Source organism: Allostella sp. (genome assembly GCF_041913585.1).
In the GTDB taxonomy this organism is placed as follows: domain Bacteria; phylum Pseudomonadota; class Alphaproteobacteria; order ATCC43930; family Allostellaceae; genus Allostella.
This window is the reverse complement of the sequence record NZ_JAYSFE010000088.1, coordinates 1-20,395: the sequence shown is the minus strand read 5'-3', so window position 1 is coordinate 20,395 and position 20,395 is coordinate 1. Positions and strand designations below refer to the sequence as shown.

Annotated in this window: 22 protein-coding genes; 11 read left to right on the top strand and 11 right to left on the bottom strand. The window is 71.9% G+C overall.

Annotation, left to right across the window (positions count from 1 at the left end; genetic code table 11):
- The 5 genes from atpA to ACE3Q3_RS16325 all read left to right on the top strand — a co-directional run.
- On the top strand, positions 1–1,526 hold a 1,526-nt coding region (gene atpA, locus ACE3Q3_RS16345; RefSeq protein ID WP_374447873.1), incomplete at its 5' end, for a F0F1 ATP synthase subunit alpha.
- A gap of 34 nt (positions 1,527–1,560) precedes the next feature.
- Positions 1,561–2,454, top strand: a complete 894-nt coding sequence (locus ACE3Q3_RS16340; RefSeq protein ID WP_374447871.1) for a F0F1 ATP synthase subunit gamma — start codon at positions 1,561–1,563, stop codon at positions 2,452–2,454.
- A 31-nt stretch (positions 2,455–2,485) separates the two neighbouring features.
- Positions 2,486–3,928 carry a F0F1 ATP synthase subunit beta gene (gene atpD / locus ACE3Q3_RS16335; RefSeq protein ID WP_374447869.1) on the top strand — a complete coding sequence of 481 codons (1,443 nt, stop codon included), beginning with the start codon at positions 2,486–2,488 and terminating at the stop codon, positions 3,926–3,928.
- A gap of 4 nt (positions 3,929–3,932) precedes the next feature.
- Complete coding sequence (gene atpC / locus ACE3Q3_RS16330; RefSeq protein ID WP_374447868.1) at positions 3,933–4,316, top strand: ATP synthase F1 subunit epsilon; 384 nt, start codon at positions 3,933–3,935, stop codon at positions 4,314–4,316.
- 138 nt (positions 4,317–4,454) lie between these two features.
- Positions 4,455–5,273, top strand: a complete 819-nt coding sequence (locus ACE3Q3_RS16325; protein WP_374447867.1) for a ferritin-like domain-containing protein — start codon at positions 4,455–4,457, stop codon at positions 5,271–5,273.
- A 54-nt stretch (positions 5,274–5,327) separates the two neighbouring features.
- Here ACE3Q3_RS16325 and ychF read toward each other — a convergent pair whose 3' ends face one another.
- From ychF to rfaD, 9 genes are all read right to left on the bottom strand, one after another.
- Entirely contained in the window at positions 5,328–6,428 is a 1,101-nt protein-coding gene (gene ychF, locus ACE3Q3_RS16320) for a redox-regulated ATPase YchF (RefSeq protein WP_374447865.1), read from the bottom strand.
- Position 6,429: 1 nt separating this feature from the next.
- Complete coding sequence (pth, locus tag ACE3Q3_RS16315) at positions 6,430–7,041, bottom strand: aminoacyl-tRNA hydrolase (protein ID WP_374447864.1); 612 nt, start codon at positions 7,039–7,041, stop codon at positions 6,430–6,432.
- Positions 7,042–7,082: 41 nt separating this feature from the next.
- The gene (locus ACE3Q3_RS16310) at positions 7,083–7,736 is read right to left on the bottom strand and encodes a 50S ribosomal protein L25/general stress protein Ctc (protein ID WP_374447863.1); all 654 of its coding nucleotides are present in this window, start codon (positions 7,734–7,736) and stop codon (positions 7,083–7,085) included.
- 84 nt (positions 7,737–7,820) lie between these two features.
- Positions 7,821–8,753 carry a ribose-phosphate pyrophosphokinase gene (locus ACE3Q3_RS16305; RefSeq protein WP_374447862.1) on the bottom strand — a complete coding sequence of 311 codons (933 nt, stop codon included), beginning with the start codon at positions 8,751–8,753 and terminating at the stop codon, positions 7,821–7,823.
- 146 nt (positions 8,754–8,899) lie between these two features.
- Positions 8,900–9,766 (bottom strand): hypothetical protein, encoded by an 867-nt coding sequence (locus ACE3Q3_RS16300; RefSeq protein ID WP_374447861.1) that lies wholly within the window; start codon positions 9,764–9,766, stop codon positions 8,900–8,902.
- A gap of 61 nt (positions 9,767–9,827) precedes the next feature.
- On the bottom strand, positions 9,828–10,595 hold the full coding sequence (gene pgeF, locus ACE3Q3_RS16295) for a peptidoglycan editing factor PgeF (protein WP_374447859.1): 768 nt from the start codon (positions 10,593–10,595) through the stop codon (positions 9,828–9,830).
- Positions 10,592–11,674 carry a class I SAM-dependent methyltransferase gene (locus ACE3Q3_RS16290; RefSeq protein ID WP_374447857.1) on the bottom strand — a complete coding sequence of 361 codons (1,083 nt, stop codon included), beginning with the start codon at positions 11,672–11,674 and terminating at the stop codon, positions 10,592–10,594. Before ACE3Q3_RS16290 ends, pgeF begins: the two co-directional genes overlap by 4 nt.
- Positions 11,671–12,480, bottom strand: coding sequence for a prolipoprotein diacylglyceryl transferase (lgt, locus tag ACE3Q3_RS16285; protein ID WP_374447855.1), 810 nt, complete (start codon positions 12,478–12,480; stop codon positions 11,671–11,673). Before lgt ends, ACE3Q3_RS16290 begins: the two co-directional genes overlap by 4 nt.
- Positions 12,481–12,516: 36 nt before the next feature.
- Positions 12,517–13,503 (bottom strand): ADP-glyceromanno-heptose 6-epimerase, encoded by a 987-nt coding sequence (rfaD, locus tag ACE3Q3_RS16280; RefSeq protein WP_374447853.1) that lies wholly within the window; start codon positions 13,501–13,503, stop codon positions 12,517–12,519.
- A gap of 140 nt (positions 13,504–13,643) precedes the next feature.
- On the opposite strand from rfaD, the gene ACE3Q3_RS16275 reads away from it, so the two are divergent.
- Positions 13,644–14,348, top strand: a complete 705-nt coding sequence (locus ACE3Q3_RS16275) for a ribonuclease activity regulator RraA (RefSeq protein ID WP_374447851.1) — start codon at positions 13,644–13,646, stop codon at positions 14,346–14,348.
- On the opposite strand, the gene thrC is transcribed toward ACE3Q3_RS16275, so the two are convergent.
- Positions 14,345–15,538, bottom strand: coding sequence for a threonine synthase (gene thrC, locus ACE3Q3_RS16270; protein ID WP_374447849.1), 1,194 nt, complete (start codon positions 15,536–15,538; stop codon positions 14,345–14,347). The genes ACE3Q3_RS16275 and thrC overlap by 4 nt on opposite strands.
- 102 nt (positions 15,539–15,640) lie before the next feature.
- Entirely contained in the window at positions 15,641–15,829 is a 189-nt protein-coding gene (locus tag ACE3Q3_RS16265; protein WP_374447848.1) for a hypothetical protein, read from the bottom strand.
- Between the two features lie 127 nt (positions 15,830–15,956).
- Here ACE3Q3_RS16265 and ACE3Q3_RS16260 point away from each other — a divergent pair, with 127 nt between their 5' ends.
- From ACE3Q3_RS16260 to ACE3Q3_RS16240, 5 genes are all read left to right on the top strand, one after another.
- The gene (locus ACE3Q3_RS16260; RefSeq protein WP_374447846.1) at positions 15,957–16,427 is read left to right on the top strand and encodes a YbaK/EbsC family protein; all 471 of its coding nucleotides are present in this window, start codon (positions 15,957–15,959) and stop codon (positions 16,425–16,427) included.
- A gap of 87 nt (positions 16,428–16,514) precedes the next feature.
- Positions 16,515–17,582, top strand: coding sequence for an alpha/beta fold hydrolase (locus ACE3Q3_RS16255; RefSeq protein ID WP_374447845.1), 1,068 nt, complete (start codon positions 16,515–16,517; stop codon positions 17,580–17,582).
- A 148-nt stretch (positions 17,583–17,730) separates the two neighbouring features.
- On the top strand, positions 17,731–18,780 hold the full coding sequence (locus ACE3Q3_RS16250) for a class I SAM-dependent methyltransferase (RefSeq protein WP_374447844.1): 1,050 nt from the start codon (positions 17,731–17,733) through the stop codon (positions 18,778–18,780).
- A gap of 154 nt (positions 18,781–18,934) precedes the next feature.
- On the top strand, positions 18,935–19,426 hold the full coding sequence (locus ACE3Q3_RS16245) for a DUF305 domain-containing protein (RefSeq protein ID WP_374447842.1): 492 nt from the start codon (positions 18,935–18,937) through the stop codon (positions 19,424–19,426).
- A 120-nt stretch (positions 19,427–19,546) separates the two neighbouring features.
- Positions 19,547–20,293, top strand: a complete 747-nt coding sequence (locus ACE3Q3_RS16240; protein WP_374447875.1) for a cyclopropane-fatty-acyl-phospholipid synthase family protein — start codon at positions 19,547–19,549, stop codon at positions 20,291–20,293.
- Positions 20,294–20,395 lie beyond the last annotated feature (102 nt).

Here is a 20,395-nt window from a genome sequence, read left to right as displayed (position 1 = left end):
GCGCGGCGGAAATCTCCGCCATTCTCAAGGAACAGATCGCCAATTTCGGTTCGGAGGCCGACGTCGCGGAAGTGGGCCAGGTGCTGTCCGTCGGTGACGGCATCGCCCGTGTCCACGGCCTCGACAAGGTGCAGGCGGGCGAGCTGGTCGAGTTTCCCGGCGGCATTCGCGGCATGGCGCTCAACCTCGAGAGCGACAATGTCGGCGTCGTCATCTTCGGCGACGACCGCAGCATCAAGGAAGGCGACGTCGTCAAGCGGACCGGCGCCATCGTCGATGCGCCCGTCGGCAAGGGCCTGCTCGGCCGCGTCGTCGACGCGCTCGGCAACCCGATCGACGGCAAGGGGCCGCTCACCGACGTCACCCGCACCCGCGTCGAGGTGAAGGCGCCCGGCATCATCGCCCGCAAGTCGGTGCACGAGCCGATGCAGACCGGCCTCAAGGCGATCGACTCGCTGGTGCCGGTCGGCCGCGGCCAGCGCGAGCTCATCATCGGCGACCGCCAGACCGGCAAGACCGCCGTCATCATCGACACCATCATCAACCAGAAGAAGATCAACGACGCCGCGACCGACGATTCGCAGAAGCTCTTCTGCATTTACGTCGCAGTCGGTCAGAAGCGCTCGACCGTCGCCCAGATCGTCAAGACGCTGCAGGACACCGGCGCGCTCGAGTACTCGATCGTCGTCGCGGCCACCGCGTCGGAGCCGGCGCCGCTGCAGTTCCTGGCGCCCTACACCGGCTGCGCCATGGGCGAGTTCTTCCGCGACAACGGCATGCATGCCGTCATCTTCTACGACGACCTGTCGAAGCAGGCGGTGGCCTATCGCCAGATGTCGCTGCTGCTGCGCCGCCCGCCCGGCCGCGAGGCCTATCCGGGCGACGTCTTCTACCTGCATTCCCGCCTGCTCGAGCGCGCCGCCAAGATGTCGGACGCGATGGGCAAGGGTTCGCTGACCGCGCTGCCGGTCATCGAGACGCAGGCCGGCGACGTCTCGGCCTACATCCCGACCAACGTCATCTCCATCACCGACGGCCAGATCTTCCTGGAGACGAGCCTCTTCTATCGAGGCATCCGTCCCGCGATCAACGTCGGCATCTCGGTCAGCCGCGTCGGTTCGGCGGCCCAGATCAAGGCGATGAAGCAGGTCGCCGGCCGCATCAAGCTGGAACTGGCGCAGTTCCGCGAGATGGAGGCCTTCTCGCAGTTCGCCTCCGACCTCGACGCCGCGACCCAGCGCCTTCTGGCCCGCGGCTCGCGCCTGACCGAACTGCTGAAGCAGGCGCAGTATCAGCCGATGGCGATCGAGGAGCAGGTGGTCTCGATCTTCGCCGGCGTCCGCGGCTTCCTCGACCCGCTGCCGGTTTCGGCGGTCGGCCGCTTCGAGCAGGGTCTGCTCTCCGACCTTCGGTCGAAGGCGCCGGACCTGCTCGCTGCGATCCGCACCGAGAAGGAGCTGTCGAAGGCGACCGACGAGAAGCTGGCGGCCTTCATCCAGGCGTTCGCCAAGACCTTCGTGGTCTGAGCCCGGCCGGCCAACCGCTCACCCGCAGGCGCGCATGCCCAGCCTCAAGGACCTCCGGGTCCGCATCAACAGCGTCAAGTCGACGCGCAAGATCACCTCGGCCATGAAGATGGTCGCGGCCGCGAAGCTGCGCCGCGCCCAGGAGCAGGCCGAGGCGGCGCGGCCGTTCGCCGAGCGCATGGAGCGGATGCTGGGCTCCCTCGCGGGCGGCCTCTCCTCCGCCGCCGGCGCTCCGCCGATGCTGGCCGGCACCGGCAGCGATCAGGTGCATCTCCTGATCGTCGCCACCGCCGACCGCGGCCTCTGCGGCGCCTTCAACTCCTCGATCGTCCGCGAGGCGCGGCGCCAGATCCGCGCCCTCCAGGGCGAGGGCAGGAAGGTCAAGATCCTCTGCGTCGGCCGCAAGGGGCGCGACCAGCTCCGCCGCGAGTTCGAGCCGCTGATCGTCGACACCATCAGCGACATCCAGCGGCCGCGCCTCAGCTACGAGACGGCGGCCCGCATCGCCGAGCGCGTCTCGACGATGTTCGCGGCCGGCGAGTTCGACGTCGCGAAGATCGTCTACAACCGCTTCCGCTCCGCCATCACCCAGATCGTGACGGTGCAGCAGCTGATCCCGTTCTCGCCGCCGGCCGCGACCGGCCAGGCGGCGGGGGGGGCGGGCGGCGCCCAGGCGGTCTACGAGTACGAGCCGGACGAGGAGCAGATCCTGGCCGGGCTGCTGCCCCGCAACCTCGCGGTGCAGATCTACCGGGCGCTGCTGGAGAACAACGCCAGCGAGCATGGCGCGCGCATGACGGCGATGGACAACGCCACGCGCAACGCGAGCGACATGATCGGCCGGCTGACGCTGGTCTACAACCGCTCGCGGCAGGCCGCCATCACCAAGGAACTGATCGAGATCATCTCCGGCGCCGAGGCTCTCTAGCCCGCCGGTACGCACGTCACGGGAGCAGATCATGGCCGCAGCTGAGGCTGAGACTCGGAACAACATCGGTACCATCACCCAGGTCATCGGCGCGGTCGTCGACGTGAAGTTCGACGGCGAGCTGCCGGCGATCCTGAGCGCGCTCCATGTCGAGCATCAGGGCAAGCGCCTCGTGCTCGAGGTGGCGCAGCACCTTGGCGAAAGCACGGTGCGCACGATCGCCATGGACACCACGGACGGTCTCGTCCGCGGCCAGCAGGCGGTCAGCACCGGCGCCCCCATCTCGGTCCCGGTCGGGCCCGAGACGCTGGGCCGCATCATCAACGTCGTCGGCGAGCCGATCGACGAGCGCGGGCCGGTGAACGCGGCGATGTCGTCGCCGATCCATCGCGACGCCCCGCCCTTCATCGAGCAGTCGACCGAGGCGCAGATCCTGGTCACCGGGATCAAGGTGGTCGACCTGCTGGCGCCCTACGCCAAGGGCGGCAAGATCGGCCTGTTCGGCGGCGCCGGCGTCGGCAAGACCGTGCTCATCATGGAGCTCATCAACAACGTCGCCAAGGCGCACGGCGGCTACTCCGTCTTCGCTGGCGTCGGCGAGCGCACCCGTGAGGGCAACGACCTCTATCACGAGATGATGGAATCGGGCGTCATCAAGACCGACGGCCCGGGCTCCAAGGCGGCGCTGGTCTATGGCCAGATGAACGAGCCGCCCGGCGCCCGTGCGCGCGTCGGCCTGACCGGCCTGACGCTGGCGGAATACTTCCGCGACGTCGAAGGCCAGGACGTGCTGTTCTTCGTCGACAACATCTTCCGCTTCACCCAGGCGGGCTCGGAAGTGTCGGCGCTGCTCGGCCGCATCCCGTCGGCGGTCGGCTATCAGCCGACGCTCTCGACCGACATGGGCGCGCTGCAGGAGCGCATCACCTCGACCAAGAAGGGCTCGATCACCTCGGTGCAGGCGATCTACGTGCCCGCCGACGACCTGACCGACCCGGCGCCCGCGACCTCGTTCGCGCATCTCGACGCCACCACCGTGCTGTCGCGCCAGATCGCCGAACTCGGCATCTATCCGGCGGTCGATCCGCTCGACTCGACCTCGCGCATGCTCGACCCGCGCATCGTCGGCGAGGAGCACTACAAGGTCGCCCGCGACGTGCAGCGCGTGCTCCAGACCTACAAGGCGCTGCAGGACATCATCGCGATCCTGGGCATGGACGAGCTGTCCGAGGAGGACCGCCTGACCGTCGCCCGCGCCCGCAAGATCCAGCGCTTCATGTCCCAGCCCTTCTTCGTGGCCGAGGTCTTCACCGGCTCGCCCGGAAAGCTGGTCGGTCTCGAGGACACCATCAAGGGCTTCAAGGGCATCGTCGCCGGCGACTACGACGACCTGCCGGAGGCGGCCTTCTACATGGTGGGCTCGATCGACGAGGCCGTCGAGAAGGCGCGCCGCATGGCGGCCGAGGCGGCCTGAGCCGATGGCCGCGACGATCGAGTTCGAGCTGGTTTCGCCGGAGCGCCTGCTCCTGGCGAAGCCGGTCGAAATGGTGGTGGTGCCGGGCAGCGAAGGCGACTTCGGTGTCATGGCCCAGCACGCGCCGATGATCGCCGCGGTGCGGCCGGGCGTGATCGCCATCTTCCAGGGCGGCAAGGTCGCCGAGCGGATCTTCGTCGCCGGCGGCGTCGCCGAGGTGACGGCCGAGCGCTGCACGGTGCTGGCCGAGCGGGCGGTGCCGGTCGGCGACATCGACCGCGCCGCCGTCGAGCGCAAGCTGGCGGACGACCGCGAGGACGCGGCCACAGCCGAGGTCGCGATCGGCGAGGCGATGCTGGCGGCGCTCGACCGGCCGGCCTACCACTGACGTCGAGCGCGGGCGCGGGCGCAGCCTCCCGGGGCCGCCCGTCGCCGGAACCCGGTTCCCTGCCCGGGTATTGATGAGGCGCCGGCCGTCACGCATATTCGACAGGCGCCGAACCGGCCCCAACGCCAGGGAGACCCGATGAAGCACTGGACCCTCGACGACGTGCAATGGGATCGCTTCGACGCGTCCCGCGTCGATCCCGAGCTGGTCAAGGTCGCCAAGGCCGCGGCCATGGTCGAGCACAACGGCTCGGACTACACGGCCTACCTCTGCAACGTCTTCCACGACGATGCGCCGTTCCAGGAGGTGGCGCGGACCTGGGGCGAGGAGGAGGTGCAGCACGGCCGGGCGCTCGGCCGCTGGGCGATGATGGCCGACCCGACCTGGGACTTCGAGGCCGCCTTCAAGCGCTTCACCGACGGCTACCGGCTGCCGATCGAATCGACCGAATCGGTGCGCGGCACCCGCTCCGGCGAGCTGGTCGCCCGCTGCATCGTCGAGACCGGCACCAGCTCCTTCTACAGCGCGCTCGGCGAGGCCTGCGAGGAGCCGGTCCTGAAGGACATCTGCCGGCGCATCGCCGCCGACGAGTTCCGCCACTACCGCCTGTTCTACACGCACATGAAGCGCTACCTGGAGCGCGAGAAGGTCTCGACCTTCCGGCGCTTCGCGGTCGCCTTCCTGCGCGTGCGCGAGACCGAGGGCGACGACGAGCTCGCCTATGCCTACTGGGCGGCCAACGACGGGGCCGGCCCCTACGACCGCAAGCGCTGCATCGACGCCTACACGGCCCGCGCCTACCGCTCCTACCGGCCGCCGCACGTCGAGCGGGCGACGGCGATGATCTTCAAGGCGGTCGGCCTCAAGCCCAACGGCTGGCTCAACCGGGCCGCCACCCGCGGCCTCTGGATGATGCTGCAGAACCGGGTCCGCCGGCTCGACAAGGCCGCCGCCTGAGGCGGCGGCGGCCGGCGCCGCGCCCCTTGCCCCGCTTAAGCCCCTCGCGCCGCTTCAGACGTTGAAGCGGAAATTCATGATATCGCCGTCCTGGACGACGTAGTCGCGGCCCTCCAGGCGCATCTTGCCGCTCTCCTTGGCGGCGGCCTCGCCGCCCAGCGCGACGAAATCGGCGCAGGCGATGGTCTCGGCGGCGATGAAGCCGCGCTCGAAGTCGGTGTGGATGGTGCCGGCCGCCTGCGGCGCCTTGGTGCCGGCGGTGATCGTCCAGGCGTGGGCCTCCTTGGGCCCGATGGTGAAGTAGGTGACGAGGCCGAGCAGGTCGTAGCCGGCGCGGATGATGCGGGCGAGCCCGGTCTCCTCCAGGCCCAGCGAGTCGAGGAACTCGCGCTTGTCCTCGGGGCTCTCGAGCTGGGCGACCTCGGCCTCGATCGCGGCCGAGATCACCACCATCCGGGCGCCCTCGGCCGCCGCCTTGGCGCGCACCTTCTCGGACCAGGCATTGCCGGTCGCCGCCGCCGCTTCCTCGACGTTGCAGACATAGAGGATCGGCTTGGCCGACAGGAGCTGGTGCGGGCGCAGGCGCTCGGCCGTGTCGGGACCGAGGTCGACGGTGCGCGCCGCCCGGCCTTCGCGCAGGGCGACCGCGACGGGCTCCAGCACCGCCAGCGCCTCCTTCGATTCCTTGTCGCCGCCCTTGGCCTTCTTCTGCAGGTTGGCGATGCGGCGCTCGACGGAATCGAGATCGGCCAGCAGCAGCTCGGTCTCGACCGTCTCCGCGTCGGCGACCGGGTCGATCCGGTTCTCGACGTGGGTGATGTTCGAATCCTCGAAGCAGCGCAGGACATGGACGATCGCGTCGACCTCGCGGATATGGCCGAGGAACTGGTTGCCCAGGCCCTCGCCGCGGCTGGCGCCGCGCACCAGGCCGGCGATGTCGACGAATTCGAGCTGGGTCGGCACGAGCTTGGCCGACTTCGCGATCTCGGCGCAGCGCTCCAGCCTTGGGTCGGGCACCGCGACGCGGCCGACGTTCGGTTCGATGGTGCAGAAGGGGTAGTTGGCCGCCTCCGCCGCCGCGGTCGCGGTCAGCGCGTTGAAGAGGGTCGACTTGCCGACGTTCGGCAGGCCGACGATGCCGCACTTGAAGCCCAATTCACCTCTCCGGCGCTGCGGCCACCCGCGCCGGCTTGGGCGGCGGCGGGTTGAGCGTCAGCGTGACCTTGTTCATGAAACCGTTGGCGTCGTCCGCCACCAGCAGCGGCATGGCCTCGGCCACGGCCTCGACCAGCTTCTCGACCCAGGGCTCGTCCGCCTTGGGGAAATCCTGCAGCACGTAGTCGTGGACCAGATGCTTGACGCCCGGATGCCCGATGCCGAGCCGGACCCGGGTGTAGTCCGGGCCGATATGGGCATCGATGCTCTTCAGGCCGTTGTGGCCGGCGGCCCCGCCGCCCGTCTTGACCCGCATCTTGCCGGGCGCCAGTTCGAGCTCGTCGTGAATGACGATCACGTCGGCGGGCGTCAGCTTGTAGAAGCGCATGGCCGCCGCGACCGCCTGGCCCGACTCGTTCATGTAGGTGAGGGGGGCCAGCGCCAGCAGCTTCTCGTCGCCGATCAGCCCGTCGGCGACGCGGGCGTGGAACTTCTCGCGCCACGGGCCGAAGCGCCACCGCCGGGCGATGGCGCCGAGCGCCATGAAGCCGATGTTGTGGCGGTTGCCGGCGTAGCGGGAACCGGGATTGCCGAGCCCGGCGACGATGCGCATGGTCCGATCCCGGTTCCCGCGGCCGGCGGTCGCCCGCGGCGCTACTTCTTGCCCTTCGCCGGAGCCTTGGCGGCGGCGGCCGGAGCCGCAGCGGCGGCGGCGGCCGGGGCGGCCTCCTCGGCAGCGGCCACGGTCGGGGCCGCGACGCTGGCGATCGTGAAGTCGCGGTCGCCGATCACCGGCTTGGCGCCGGCCGGCAGGGTGATGTGGCTGATATGGACGGAATCGTGGATGTCCAGCCCCGACAGGTCGGCGGTCAGGATGTCCGGGATCGCGTCCGCGGCGCAGTAGAGCTCGATCTCGTGCCGCACGACATTCAGCACGCCGCCCTTCTTCAGGCCCGGCGAACGGTCCTGGCCCTGGAACTGCACGGGCACGAAGACGCGGATGCGGGTGGTCGCGCCGACGCGCAGGAAGTCGACATGGACCGGCCGGTCGGTGACCGGATGGAGCTGGACGTCGCGCGCCAGGACGCGCTCCTTCTCGCCGCCGACATCGAGCTCGTAGATGCGGGCGAAGAAGCCGGCCCGGTTCATCTCGCGCTCGACGACGCGGGGGTCGAGGGCGATGATCGCGGGCTCCTTGCCGTCGCCGTAGACGACGCCCGGCACGCTGCCCTCGCGACGGGTGGCGCGGGCGGCCCCCTTTCCGGCCCGCTCCCGACGCTGGGCGGCGATCGTGGTGATCTCCTGCATGGACTACTCCTCTCCTGGGATGAAGGCGCCGGCCTCCAGGGGTGCCCTAGGCGCCTCTCCGAACCCTTCGACCGGGACCCTTCCCTAGTCGAACAGGCTCGAAACCGAACGCTCCTCGCTGATGCGCCGCACGGCCTCGGCCATGAGGGGCGCGATCGAGAGCTGGCGGATGTTGTGGGCGACGCGCACGGCCTCGGTCGCCTGGATGCTGTCGGTCATGACCAGCTCCTGCAGCGGCGAGGCGGTGACGCGGGCGACGGCGCCGCCCGACAGCACGCCGTGGGTGACGTAGGCCGACACCGCCTGGGCACCCGCCTCCATCAGCGCCTCGGCGGCGTTGCAGAGCGTGCCGGCCGAATCGACGATGTCGTCGACCAGGATGCAGCGTTGTCCGGCGACGTCGCCGATGATGTTCATGACCTCCGAGACGCCGGCGCGCTCGCGGCGCTTGTCGACGATGGCGAGGTCGGCACCGAGCCGGCTGGCGATCAGGCGGGCCCGCACGACGCCGCCGACGTCGGGCGAGACGATGACCAGGTTGTCGCCGCTGTGCTGCCGCCGGATGTCGTCGACGAAGACCGGGGCGGCGAACAGGTTGTCGGTCGGGATGTCGAAGAAGCCCTGGATCTGGCCGGCATGGAGGTCGACCGTGAGCACCCGGTCGGCGCCGGCCACGGTGATGAGGTTGGCGACCAGCTTGGCCGAGATCGGCGTGCGCGGACCGGACTTCCGGTCCTGCCGCGCGTAGCCGTAATAGGGGATGACCGCCGTCGCCCGCCGGACCGATCCGCGCTTCAGCGCGTCCAGCGTCACCAGCAGTTCCATCAGGTTGTCGTTCGTCGGGTAGGAGGTCGACTGGATGATGAAGACATCCTCGCCGCGCACGTTCTCCTGGATCTCGACGAACACCTCCATGTCCGAGAAGCGGCGGACGCTCGCCTTCGTCAGGGGAATGTTGAGATAGGCGGCGAGAGCCTCGGCGAGCGGCCGGTTGCTGTTGCCGGTAAGGATCTTCATCGGTTCCGTTCGGGGTCGCCGCCAAAAAAACGGACCCGGCGCTCGCGGGGACAGGCCCCCTGGATGACGCCGGGTTGAAACGGCCGCGGAAGATATCAGCGGGTCCGGCGTCTGTAAATGTCGGCGCAAGCGCCGCCCGGCGCGGCTCAGCGTCGCGCCGCTGCCTCGGCCGGGATGCGGTGGACGAGTTCGGCGATGCCGTCGGCGGCCGCGAGCGCGACGTAGCCCGCGACCTCGCCCCACGCCCCCTTCAGGGTCCCGGCCGGGATCTCGTTCGCCTGGCGGACGACCCCCACCTCCTCGCCGTTCGGCCGCGTCACGCGCCAGCGGATCTCGGCCTTCTCGCGGCCGGGACCCGACGGGCTCACCACCACCGTCGCCTCGACCACCGCGGTCGCGTCGTCGCGGCGGTCGGTCGTCGCCAGGTCCCGGCTCTGGACTGCCGTCGCCAGCGCCCGCGGCAGGGTACGCCCGCCGTCCCCCGGCGCGCCCCGGACGCCGGCCAGGAAGACCAGGGGCTTGCGGGCCTCCGCCGGGGCGGACGGCATCTGGGCGTTGTAGAGGGCGAGGACGGCCGGCGCCGCCCGGGCCGCCAGCGCCTTGGCCCCGGCCCATTCCCAGTCGCGCCGCGGCAGCACGTCCCGCTCCTGCCGCCGGTCGACCGTGGCGCCGCGGTCGTCGACCAGTTCCCAGGTCCAGTCGACCTCGAGGCCGTCGCCGCCGATGTCGCGGGTCTCCACCTGGCCGACCAGGAAGAGGCTGTTGCGCATGCCGGCGCCGGCGACCGCCGGCACCTCGCGCTGCTGCAGGACCTCCGCCAGGGCGGCGGGAAAGGCCGCACCGCGGGCCCCCGACAGGCCGGCGACCTCCAGCACGGTCAGCCCGCCCTGGGCCGGCACCGCGAGCAGGTCGGGACCGGGCACGGCGATGTCGGCGAGCGGTCGCGGCAGCGGCTGGCATGCCGCGAGCCCGACCGCCAGCAGGATCGCCGCCGCCCGCTCAGATGACCACACAGCTCACCACGAGCGCGATCAGGCAGAAGGCGAGGACGATGACGAGATAGGGCATCGGCGCTCAGCCCGCCAGCGCGATCGCCGACAGGGTCCGGCCATAGTCGCCCTCGCCGCGGAGCGTCGCCCGGCGGTAGCTGAAGAAGCGCGCCGGGTCGGGCACGGTGTCGGCGGCGCAATGGTCGACGGCGCCGACGCCCGCTTCCTCCAGGCGCATGGCGACGAAGCCGGGGAGGTCGAACTGGAACTTCCCGGCGCGGGCGCCGGGGACGAAGAAGCGGTCGAAGCCGGGATCGGCGGCAAGGAAGCGGTCACGGAACTCGGCCCCGACCTCGTAGGAGGGCTGGCCGATGCAGGGGCCGACGGCGGCGACGATCCGGCTGCGCACGGCGCCCCGCGCCACCATCGCCGCGACGGTCGCCGCGAGCACGCCGTCGAGCGCACCGCGCCAGCCGGCATGGGCGGCGCCGACGATCCCGGCCGCGGCATCGGCGAACAGCACGGGGGTGCAGTCCGCGGTCAGCACGCCGGCCGCGACGCCGGGCGTCGTGGTGACGACCGCATCGGCCCTGGGCGACTGTCCGCGCGCCCAGGCGCCGGTCGCCTCGACCACCGTCGGGCTGTGGACCTGATGCAGCGTCGCCAGCGCATCTGCCGGCAGGCCGAGCCGGGCCATGGCCAGCGTCCGGTTGCGGAGCACCTTCGCCGCGTCGTCGCCCGACCCGAAGCCGCAGTTGAGGCCGGCATAGATGCCGTCGCTGACGCCGCCCTCACGGGTGAAGAAGGCATGGCGGATGCCGGGCAGGGCGGCGAGGGTGGGGGCGAGGATCACGGTGCGGCTCCTGGCGCGGCGGCGGCGAACCCGGCCGGCGGCGGCGCGCCTTCGGGGGTGATCGCGAGGACCTTGAACAAGGTGCCCATCGCCCCCGCCCCGATCAAGCGGTGGAGGGCGGCGGCGAGCGTCGCCCGCGCGTCCGGCCGCGCCGCGGCCAGCCGTTCCGCCCGCTCGGCGATCCCGAGCGACCGCAGGAACCGCCCCTGCGGCACCGGGCCCCAGGCGGCCGCACCGGCCGCCCGCACCGCCGCCGCGATGTCGGCGAAGGCGACATGGGCGCTGAGGTCGACGGTCCCGGGCGCCTCCAGCACCGGCACCCGGCCGTGCCGGCCGACCGCCTGCAGCGTGTCTCCGGCGCCGGCGTCGTAGCCGTAGTCGACGAGCAGCGCCCGGCCGCCCGCGGCGGCGATGCGCCGGGCGATCGCCGCGGCCAGCGCCTCGGCCGCCGGCCGCCGCTCGACCACCGTGCCGGGCGGCAGGTCCCGGTCCGGGACGAGGTCCGGCGGCGCCGGCAGGATGTCGGCGAAGGCGAAGCCGCCGTCGGGCGCCAGCGTCACCGCGCGCTCGGCCCAGCCGTCGGCCGTGCGGACCAGCTGGTGGACGGGCAGGGCATCGAGGAACTCGTTGGCGACGAGCCAGAGCGGGTCCGCCGGCACGTCCTCCAGCCGTTCGTGCCACTGCGGCCCGGCCGCGGCGAGCAGCGCCGCCTGGCGGCGGCGCAGGCCCGGGCTCGATTCGACGAGATGAAGGCGTAGCGCCGCGTGGAAGCCCGGCACGCGCGCGGTGGCGCGCAGCGCGTCCGCCATCAGCGTGCCGCGGCCGGGGCCGAGCTCGACCAGCCGGATGGGGGAGGGGCTGCCCGCCGCCAGCCAGCCCTCGACACACCACAGCCCGATCAGTTCGCCGAACATCTGGCTGACCTCGGGTGCGGTGACGAAGTCGCCGCTGCGCCCCAGCGGGTCGCCGCGGCGGTAGTAGCCGTCCTCCGGGTCCTGCATGGCCGCCTCCATGAAGGCGGCGACGGTGATCGGACCGCCGGCCCGGATGCGGTCGGCGATGCGTCGGGCGAGGGTCACGCGGCCGCGCGGCTCCGCCGGATCAGCCAGGCGCCGAACATGACCATCGGCAGCGACAGGAGCTGCCCCATGGTGACGCCGAGGAAGAGGAAGCCCAGGTGGGCGTCGGGTTCGCGGAAGAGTTCGCCGGCGATGCGGGCGATGCCGTAGGCGACGAGGAAGGCGCCGGCCATGGTGCCCGGCCGTTCGCGGACGCGAAACCGCCACTCGAGCAGCGCCAGCACGGCGAAGACGCAGATCCCCTCGAAGAACGCCTGATAGAGCTGGCTCGGGTGCCGCGGCAGCGGGCCGCCGTGGGGGAACACCATGCCGAGCGCCGAATCCGTCACCCGGCCGTAGAGCTCGCCGTTCACGAAATTGGCGAGCCGCCCGAAGAAGAGGCCGATCGGCGTCGCCGCGGCGACGATGTCGGCGAGCCGCCAGAAGGCGAAGCCGCGCCGGCGCGCGAACAGCAGCATGGCGGTGATGACGCCGACGAGCCCGCCGTGGAACGACATTCCGCCGTGCCAGATCTGCAGGGCTTCCAGCGGCTGGTAGAGGTAGTAGCCGGGCTTGTAGACGAGGACGTACCCGAGGCGCCCGCCGAGCACGATGCCGAGCGTCGCCCAGACGATGAAGTCGTCCATGTCCTTGGTGGTGACGGCGGGGCCGGTGGGCGGGACGGGCCCGCGCCGCACCAGCGTCAGCGTGTAGCGCCAGCCGATGATGATGCCGGCGATGTAGGCCAGCGCGTACCAGCGGATCGCGAACGGCCCGAGCTGGACCAGGACCGGGTCGATCGCCGGGAAGGGGATCGCGAACAGCATCGGCGCCTCGTCAGCGGTAAGGGTCAGCGGTAGGAGTCAGCGATAGGGGTCGTCGGTCAGGAGGAAGTCCTGGACATAGCGGCGCACGCCCTCCTCCAGCGGCAGGAACTGGCCCGGATAGCCGGCGTCGCGCAGGCGTTCGATGCGCGCCTCGGTGAAATACTGGTAGCGGTCGCGGATTTCGGCCGGGGTGTCGACATAGGCGATGTCGGGCTCGCGGCCGGCGGCGCGGAACACGGCGGCGGCGAGGTCGGCGAAGCTGCGCGCGCGGCCGGTGCCGACGTTGAACAGGCCGGAGACGTCGGGCCGGTCGCGGAGCCACAGCATCACGCCGACGCAATCGTCGACATGGACGAAGTCGCGCAGCTGCCCGCCGTCGGCATAGTCGGGCCGGTGCGAGCGGAAGAGGACGGCCGGCCCGCCCGCCAGCACCTGCGGCAGGACGTGGGTGACGACGCTCGCCATCCGCCCCTTGTGCCCTTCGTTGGGGCCGTAGACGTTGAAGAACTTGAGCCCGACCCATTGCGGCGGCGCCGGCCGGCCCTCGGCGACGAGGCGCGCCACCCGGCGGTCGAAGAGGTGCTTGCTCCAGCCGTAGGCGTTGAGCGGCCGCAGGCGGGCGAGCGCCTCGCGGCTGCCGTCGTCGTCGAAGCCTTCGGCGCCGCTGCCGTAGGTGGCACCCGAGGAGGCGTAGACGAACCGTGCGCCGGTCGCCGCGCACCAGTCCCAGAGCCGGAGCGAGAGCGTGAAGTTGCTGGCGATGACGAGGTCGGCGTCGCGCTCGGTCGTCGCCGAGACGGCACCCAGATGGAACACCATCTCGACCGTATCGCCGTGCCGCGCCAGCCAGGCGTCGAGGTCCTCGGGCGGCACGATCGCGGCCAGTTCGCGCTTGGCGAGGTTGCGCCACTTCTCGTCCGACCCCAGCCGGTCGACGACGGCGATCTCGGGGCCGCCACGCGCTTCGAGGGCGGCCACGAGATTGGACCCGATGAATCCGGCGCCGCCGGTGACGAGAATCATGATGGTCGGGTTATAGGAGCCGGCCTTGCGCGGGAGCAAGCCGCCCGGGATGTACCCTTCCGCCGCGCCCCGGCCTATACCTCGGGGGCCGTGGCGCCCCTGGCCCGCGGCTCGCTGCCGCTCACGGGAGAAACCGAAGCATGTCGCTCGACCCCAAGATCGTGGAGACGCTGGCCGGCGTCTCGACCGCCACGCTGACCACCTACCTCCTGAAGAAGGGGCTGCGCAACGTGTGGATGCGCGGCACGAAGCCCCTGCGCGAAGGCCAGCCGCGGCTCGTCGGGCGCGCCTTCACGCTGCGCTTCGTGCCGGCGCGCGAGGATCTGGCGACGCCCGAATCCTGGTCCAACCCGCGCTCGACCCGGGCAGCGATCGAGGCGATGCCCGAGGGCTGCATCACCGTCGTCGATGCCATGGGCATCACCGATGCCGGCATCTTCGGCGACATCCTGTGCGCCCGGATGCAGAGGCGCGGCGTCGCGGCGCTGGTGACCGACGGCGTCGTCCGCGACGTCGCGGGCGTGCTCGGCACCGGCCTGCCGGTCTGGTGCCAGGGGGCCGCCGCGCCGCCGTCGGTCGCCGGTCTCACCTTCGTCAACTGGCAGGAGCCGATCGGCTGCGGCGGCGTCGCCGTCTTCCCGGACGACGTGGTGGTGGTCGACCAGGACGGGGCGGTGCTGATCCCGGCCGCCTTCCTCGACGACGTGCTGAAGGGCGCGGTCGAGCAGGAGGCGCTGGAGGCCTGGATCATGGGCGAGGTCGAGAAGGGCGCGGCGCTGCCCGGCCTCTACCCGCCCAACGCCGAGAACAAGGCCCGCTACGACGCCTGGCGGGCGAAGAACTAGCCGCCGGCGGCGGCAGGCAGGGGGATCGCCGCGAGCCGGCGATCCTCCGCGGCCGGCGGCATGTCGCGCCAGACCTTGAAGTCCTTGAAGCCGTGGCCGGTGACGAGGCAGACGACGGTGGCGTCGCGGGCGATGCGCCCGTCGGCCAGCAGCATGGCGAGGGCGGCGACCGAACTGGCGCCGGTCGGCTCGGCCAGCACGCCCTCCTGGCGCGCCAGCAGCGCCATCGCGTCGCGGATCGCCGGGTCGGGCACCGCGACGGCCAGCCCCCGGCTCGCGATCACCAGATCGAGCGTGTGGGTGCCGTCGCGCTCGTAGCCGACGAGCGGGTCGGAGATGCCCGACGCGAAGGTCGTCGGGGTTCCCCACGCCTCGACCTCGCGGCGACCGGACCGGAAGGCACGGACGATCGGCGCGCAGCCTTCCGCCTGGACCGCGACCAGCCGGGCCGAACGGCCGCCGGTGCGCTCGCGCAGGCCCTGCACCACGCCCTTGACCAGCGGTCCGGCGCCGGTCGGCACCAGCACCCAGTCCGGCACCAGGCCGCCGAGCTGGTCGAAGATCTCGTGCCCGACCGTCTTCAGCGCATCGACGCCGTAGGGGTTGAGGTAGGTGGTGGTGACGTTGGCGAGCCCGTGCCGGGCGGCGAGCTCGAGGCCGACGCGATAGGCGTTGCTGTAGTGCCCGTCGACGCGGACGAGGCGGGCGCCGTAGGCGGCGATCTGGGTCAGCTTCTCGGCGGGCGTCACGGTCGGCACCACGATCACCGCCGGCAGCCCGGCGCGCGCGGCATAGGCCGCGGCCGACGCCCCGGCATTGCCGCTCGACGCGCAGACGATGCCGGCCATGCCGAGTTCCCGCGCCCGCGCGACCGCGGCGGCGACGGCGCGGTCCTTGAAGGACCCGCTGGGATTGACCGTCTCGTCCTTGATCCAGAGCGGGCCACTCGCACCGACCGCCGCGGCGAGGCGCGGCGCCCGGTGCAGCGGGGTCTGCCCCTCGCCCAGCGTCGCCACCGCGGCGGGATCGGCGACGCCGAGCGCCGCGTCGGCGGACCACATGCCGGCGCCGGGCAGCGGCCGGGCGAGGCGCGCGGGCTCCGCCACCTCCAGGATGCCGCCGCAGCGTTCGCAGGAATAGCGCATCTCCGCCGGGTGGCGGGCGGCACAGTCGATGCAGACGAGATGCATGGGCGGGGCCTGTCCGGTGCGGGCGACGGGCGCGGCCGTCGCGACGGCCGGCATAGTGCCGGAAGCCCGGGAAGGGCGGCAACCGGCCTGGACGCGGCCGTCCTACGCCTCCTCGATCGCGACCGCCGCGCCGAGCTCGGCCGCCAGCGCCGCCTCCAGCTCCGCGGGATCGGCGTATCGCCGCCCGGGATCGACCACCCAGGTGGCGTCGTTGCCGTTCTCGTCGGTCAGCCGCAGCACCGTGAAACCGCCCGTCTCGTCCCAGTCCAGCTCCGCCGTGAACCTGCGCATGGCCATTTCTCCTCGAACGCGCACCACGAGGGAATAGGCGGACGGGGCCGGCGCGTCACGCGTTGACGCCGGCAGCGGCGCCGGACCAAGGTCCGCCGGGCCGATCCAATCCGGGAGCCTCCGACCGATGAGCATCGCATCCGTCCGCGCCTTCCTCGCGGCGCGCGCGCCCGACATCGTCGTCCTCGAGACGGCGGAAAGCAGCGCGACGGTGGCGCTGGCCGCCGCCGCCCACGGGGTCGAGCCGGCGCAGATCGCCAAGACCCTGTCGCTGCGCCTGGGCGAGCGCGTCGTGCTGCTGGTGGCGCGCGGCGACGCCCGGCTCGACAACCGCAAGACCAAGGCGGCCTTCGGCGCCAAGCCCAGGATGCTGGAGGCGGACGAGGTCGAGCGCCTGACCGGCCATCCGGTCGGCGGCGTCTGCCCCTTCGGCCTCGCCCGGCCGCTGCCGGTCTATTGCGACGTCTCGCTGCGGGCCTTTGCGGAGGTCGTGCCGGCCGCCGGCTCGCCCAACAGCGCGCTGCGCATCGCGCCCGGGCGGCTGGCGGAACTGGCCGGGGCGGAGTGGGTCGACGTCTGCCAGGAGCCGGTCGGGTGACGGCGGGTGCGTGATGCCGTGACGGTTCGGCAGGGCGCCGAAGCGCCCGCCCTGTCGCGTGCCGCCTCGTCCCGATATCATGGCCCGATGCCGCTCAACCAGACCATCGGGTTCTGCAGGTCTGCCGACGGCACGCAGATCGCCGTCGCGTCCTGCGGGCAGGGGCCGGTGATCCTGCGGGCGGCGCACTGGCTGAGCCATGTCGACTACGATCTCGAAAGCCCGGTGTGGCGGCCGTGGGTCCGCGCGCTGTCCGCCCGCAACCGCTTCGTGCGCTACGACCCGCGCGGCTGCGGCCTGTCCGACCGGCACGTCGCGGACGTCTCGCTCGCCTCCTGGCATGCCGATCTCGAGGCGGTGGCCGGATCGATCCCGGAGCCGGACTTCGTGCTCCTCGGGCTGTCGCAGGGCGGCGCGCTCGCCATCGTCTACGCCCTGCGCCATCCGGAGCGGGTGTCGCGCCTCGTGCTGCTGAACGCCTACGGCCAGGGAGCCCGGGCACGGGCACGGACGGATGCCGAACGCCTGGAGGCGGAGACCCTCGTCAACTTCATCCGCATCGGCTGGGGGCGCGACAATCCGGCCTTCTGCCAGTTCTTCACCAACCTCTTCATCCCCGACGGGACGCCGGAACACCATCGCTGGTGGGGCGACCTGGAACGGGTGACCGCGACGCCCGAGGTCGCCGCCCAGCTGCTCCAGCAGATGCAGACGATCGACGTGCTGGCGCTCGCCTCGCAGCTCCGCGTCCCGACGCTGATCGCGCACTGCCGCGGCGACATGCGGGTGCCGTTCGACGAGGGGCGCAAGCTGGCCGCCGCGATCCCGCATGCGCGCTTCGTCCCCCTGGACAGCAAGAACCATGTCCTGCTGCCCGACGAACCGGCCTGGGCGGTGTTCCATGCCGAGCTTTCGGCCTTTCTCGGGCAGGACGAACCCCTCCCGCCGCCGGCCGCGGTCGGCGAGGCGGGGCTCACGCAAGCCGAAGCCGCCATTCTCGACCTGGTGGTGGAGGGGCTCGACAACCGCTCGATCGCCCGCCGCCTCGGCAAGAGCGAGAAGACCGTGCGCAACCAGCTCTCCGTGATCTTCGGCAAGCTCGGCGTCCACAGCCGGTCCCAGGCGATCGTCATGGCCCTGTCCGGCCGGCGGTGAGGGCCGCGGCGGGACAAACGTCCCGCGCCGGAGGCCGGAAATTTCGACCGCGCGGGACGGCTGCCTCATGTGCCGGGCGCCGGCCGCGGCCAGACTCCGATCGACGCGGCAGCATTCCGACTGCCCGCAATCCGGGAGGAGTCCGGCAATGGCACAGATCGACGAAGGCAAGCTCAATGAACTGGTCGGCCGCATCCTCGGCGACCTCGGCGGCGCCGTCAGCATCCCGCTGGTGCGGATCGGCGACGCGCTCGGCCTCTACGGCAAGCTGCGGGAGATCGGACCGGTCGGCGCCGAAGCGCTGGCCGAGGCGACGGGGTGCGCGCCGCGCTATGTCCGCGAATGGCTCGCGGCCCAGGCCGCCTCGGGCTATGTCCGCCACGACCAGGGCCGTTTCTCGCTGACGCCCGAGCAGGCGTTCGTCTTCGCCGAGCCGGACAGCCCGGTCAATCTGCTGGGCGCGTTCGACACCGCGGCCGCCATGGTCGAGAACCAGCCGAAGGTCCAGGCGGCCTTCAAGACCGGCCGCGGCGTCGCCTGGGGCGAGCAGGCGGGCTGCATGTTCTGCGCCGTCGCGCGCCTCTTCCGGCCGGGCTACGTCAACGCGCTGGTGCAGGACTGGCTGCCGGCGCTGGACGGCGTCGTCGACAAGCTGAAGGCGGGTGCCAGCGTCGCCGACGTCGGCTGCGGGCACGGGCTGTCGACGCTCCTCATGGCCCAGGCGTTCCCCAACTCGCAGTTCGTCGGCTACGATTTCCACCCCGCCTCGATCGCCGCCGCGACGGCCCATGCCCGGGCGCACGGCCTGGCGAACCTCCGCTTCGAGGTCGGCCGGGCGCAGGATTTCCCGGCCGGCGGCTTCGATCTGGTGACCTGCTTCGACTGCCTGCACGACATGGGCGATCCCGAGGCGGCGGCCGCCCATGTCCGCCAGGCTCTCAAGGACGGCGGGACCTGGATGGTGGTCGAGCCGATGGCCGGCGACGCGCTGGACGACAACCTCAATCCGGTCGGCCGCCTCTATTACTCGGCCTCGACCATGATCTGCGTCCCGACCTCGCTGGCGCAGGAAATGGGGCTGGCCCTCGGCGCCCAGGCCGGCGAGAAGCGGCTGGCCGAGGTCATCCGCGCGGGCGGCTTCGCCCGCGTCCGGCGCGCCGCGCAGACGCCGCTCAACATGGTGCTGGAAGCGACCTGAGGGGCGGACCGCGGCGCCCCGCCGCCCGGGGATGGGGGCGGCGGGACCCGGCCGCGACCGGGTTCCGAGCCGCCCGTCCCCAGCCTCTCGCTCGGCCGAACGGATCGAGATCCCCTTCCGCGCGTTGGAGGAGCGCGGCCGATGGGAGTTCCCGATGAGCTACGCGCGCTTCGCCCTGACGATCGTGACCTCCACGCTCGTCATGTTCGGGCTGATGTATCTGAACACCTATGCCCTCGACCACGTGCGCTTCAGCCAGACCCGGACCTGGATGGCGGTCGTCATGGGGGCGGCGATGGCGGCGACCATGCTCCTGTTCATGTGGGGCATGTACGCGAATCGCAAAGCGAACTTCGCCATCCTGGCGGCGAGCGCAGTGGCTTTCGCCGGCGCCCTGTGGCTCGTTCGCAGCCAGGAGACGGTCGGGGACGTCGCCTACATGGAGGCGATGATCCCGCACCATTCGATCGCGGTCCTGACGAGCGAGCGGGCGCACATCCGCGATCCCCGGGTCCGCGAGCTCGCCGACGGCATCATCGCTGCCCAGGTGCGCGAGATCGGCGAGATGAAGGCGCTGATCGCCGACCTCCGCCGCAACCCCCCGGCCGCCAGCGCGCCCGACCTGCCGGCACGGCCGGCGAACTAGCCCCGTCCGCCGTCAAGGGCCTTCGGTCGGAGGGTGCGGCGTGCCCGGACTCCACCCGGCGGAGCTCGGGTGCTACTGGTCGACCGACAGAGACATGCGCAGGCGAAAGGCCCGACCGCCGTGGACATTCCCCGGATCTTCAACGTCGCCGAGAGCGCACACCGCATCCACAACCCGTTCACCCCCGAAAAGCTCGCCACGCTCGGCGCGGCGCTGCGCCTCGAACCGGGAACCCGTGTGCTCGACCTCGGCAGCGGTTCGGGCGAGATGTTGTGCACCTGGGCCCGCGACCACGGGATCGTCGGCACCGGCATCGACATGAGCCGGCTGTTCACCGAACAGGCGAAGCTGCGCGCCGAAGAACTCGGGGTCGCCGACCGGGTCGCGTTCGTCCACGGCGACGCCGCCGGCCATGTGGCCGAGGAGAAGGTCGGCGTCGCGGCCTGTGTCGGCGCGACCTGGATCGGGGGAGGGGTCGCCGGCACCATCCGGCTTCTCGCGGCGAGTCTCGACGCCGGCGGGATCATCCTCGTCGGCGAGCCGTACTGGCTGCGGGGGCCGCCCACGGCGGACGTCGCCAAGGGCTGCCTCGCCGGTGCGAGCTCCGACTTTCTCCTGCTTCCCGGACTGCTCGCGTCCTTCGGCAAGCTCGGCTACGACGTCGTGGAAATGGTCCTGGCGGACCAGGACGGCTGGGATCGCTACGAGGCGGCCAAGTGGCTCACCATGCGCCGCTGGCTCGATGCCAATCCCGGCGACGAACTCGCGAGCGTCGTTCGCGCCCAACTGACCGCGGAACCCGAACGCTACGCCGCATACACGCGGGAGTACCTTGGCTGGGGCGTCTTCGCGCTGATGGCGCGGTGACCGCGGCCGGTTCCCCGGCGCCCACATGGGTCTGGCATGGCGGAAAATGGCGCACCCGGCGAGATTCGAACTCACGACCTCTGCCTTCGGAGGGCAGCGCTC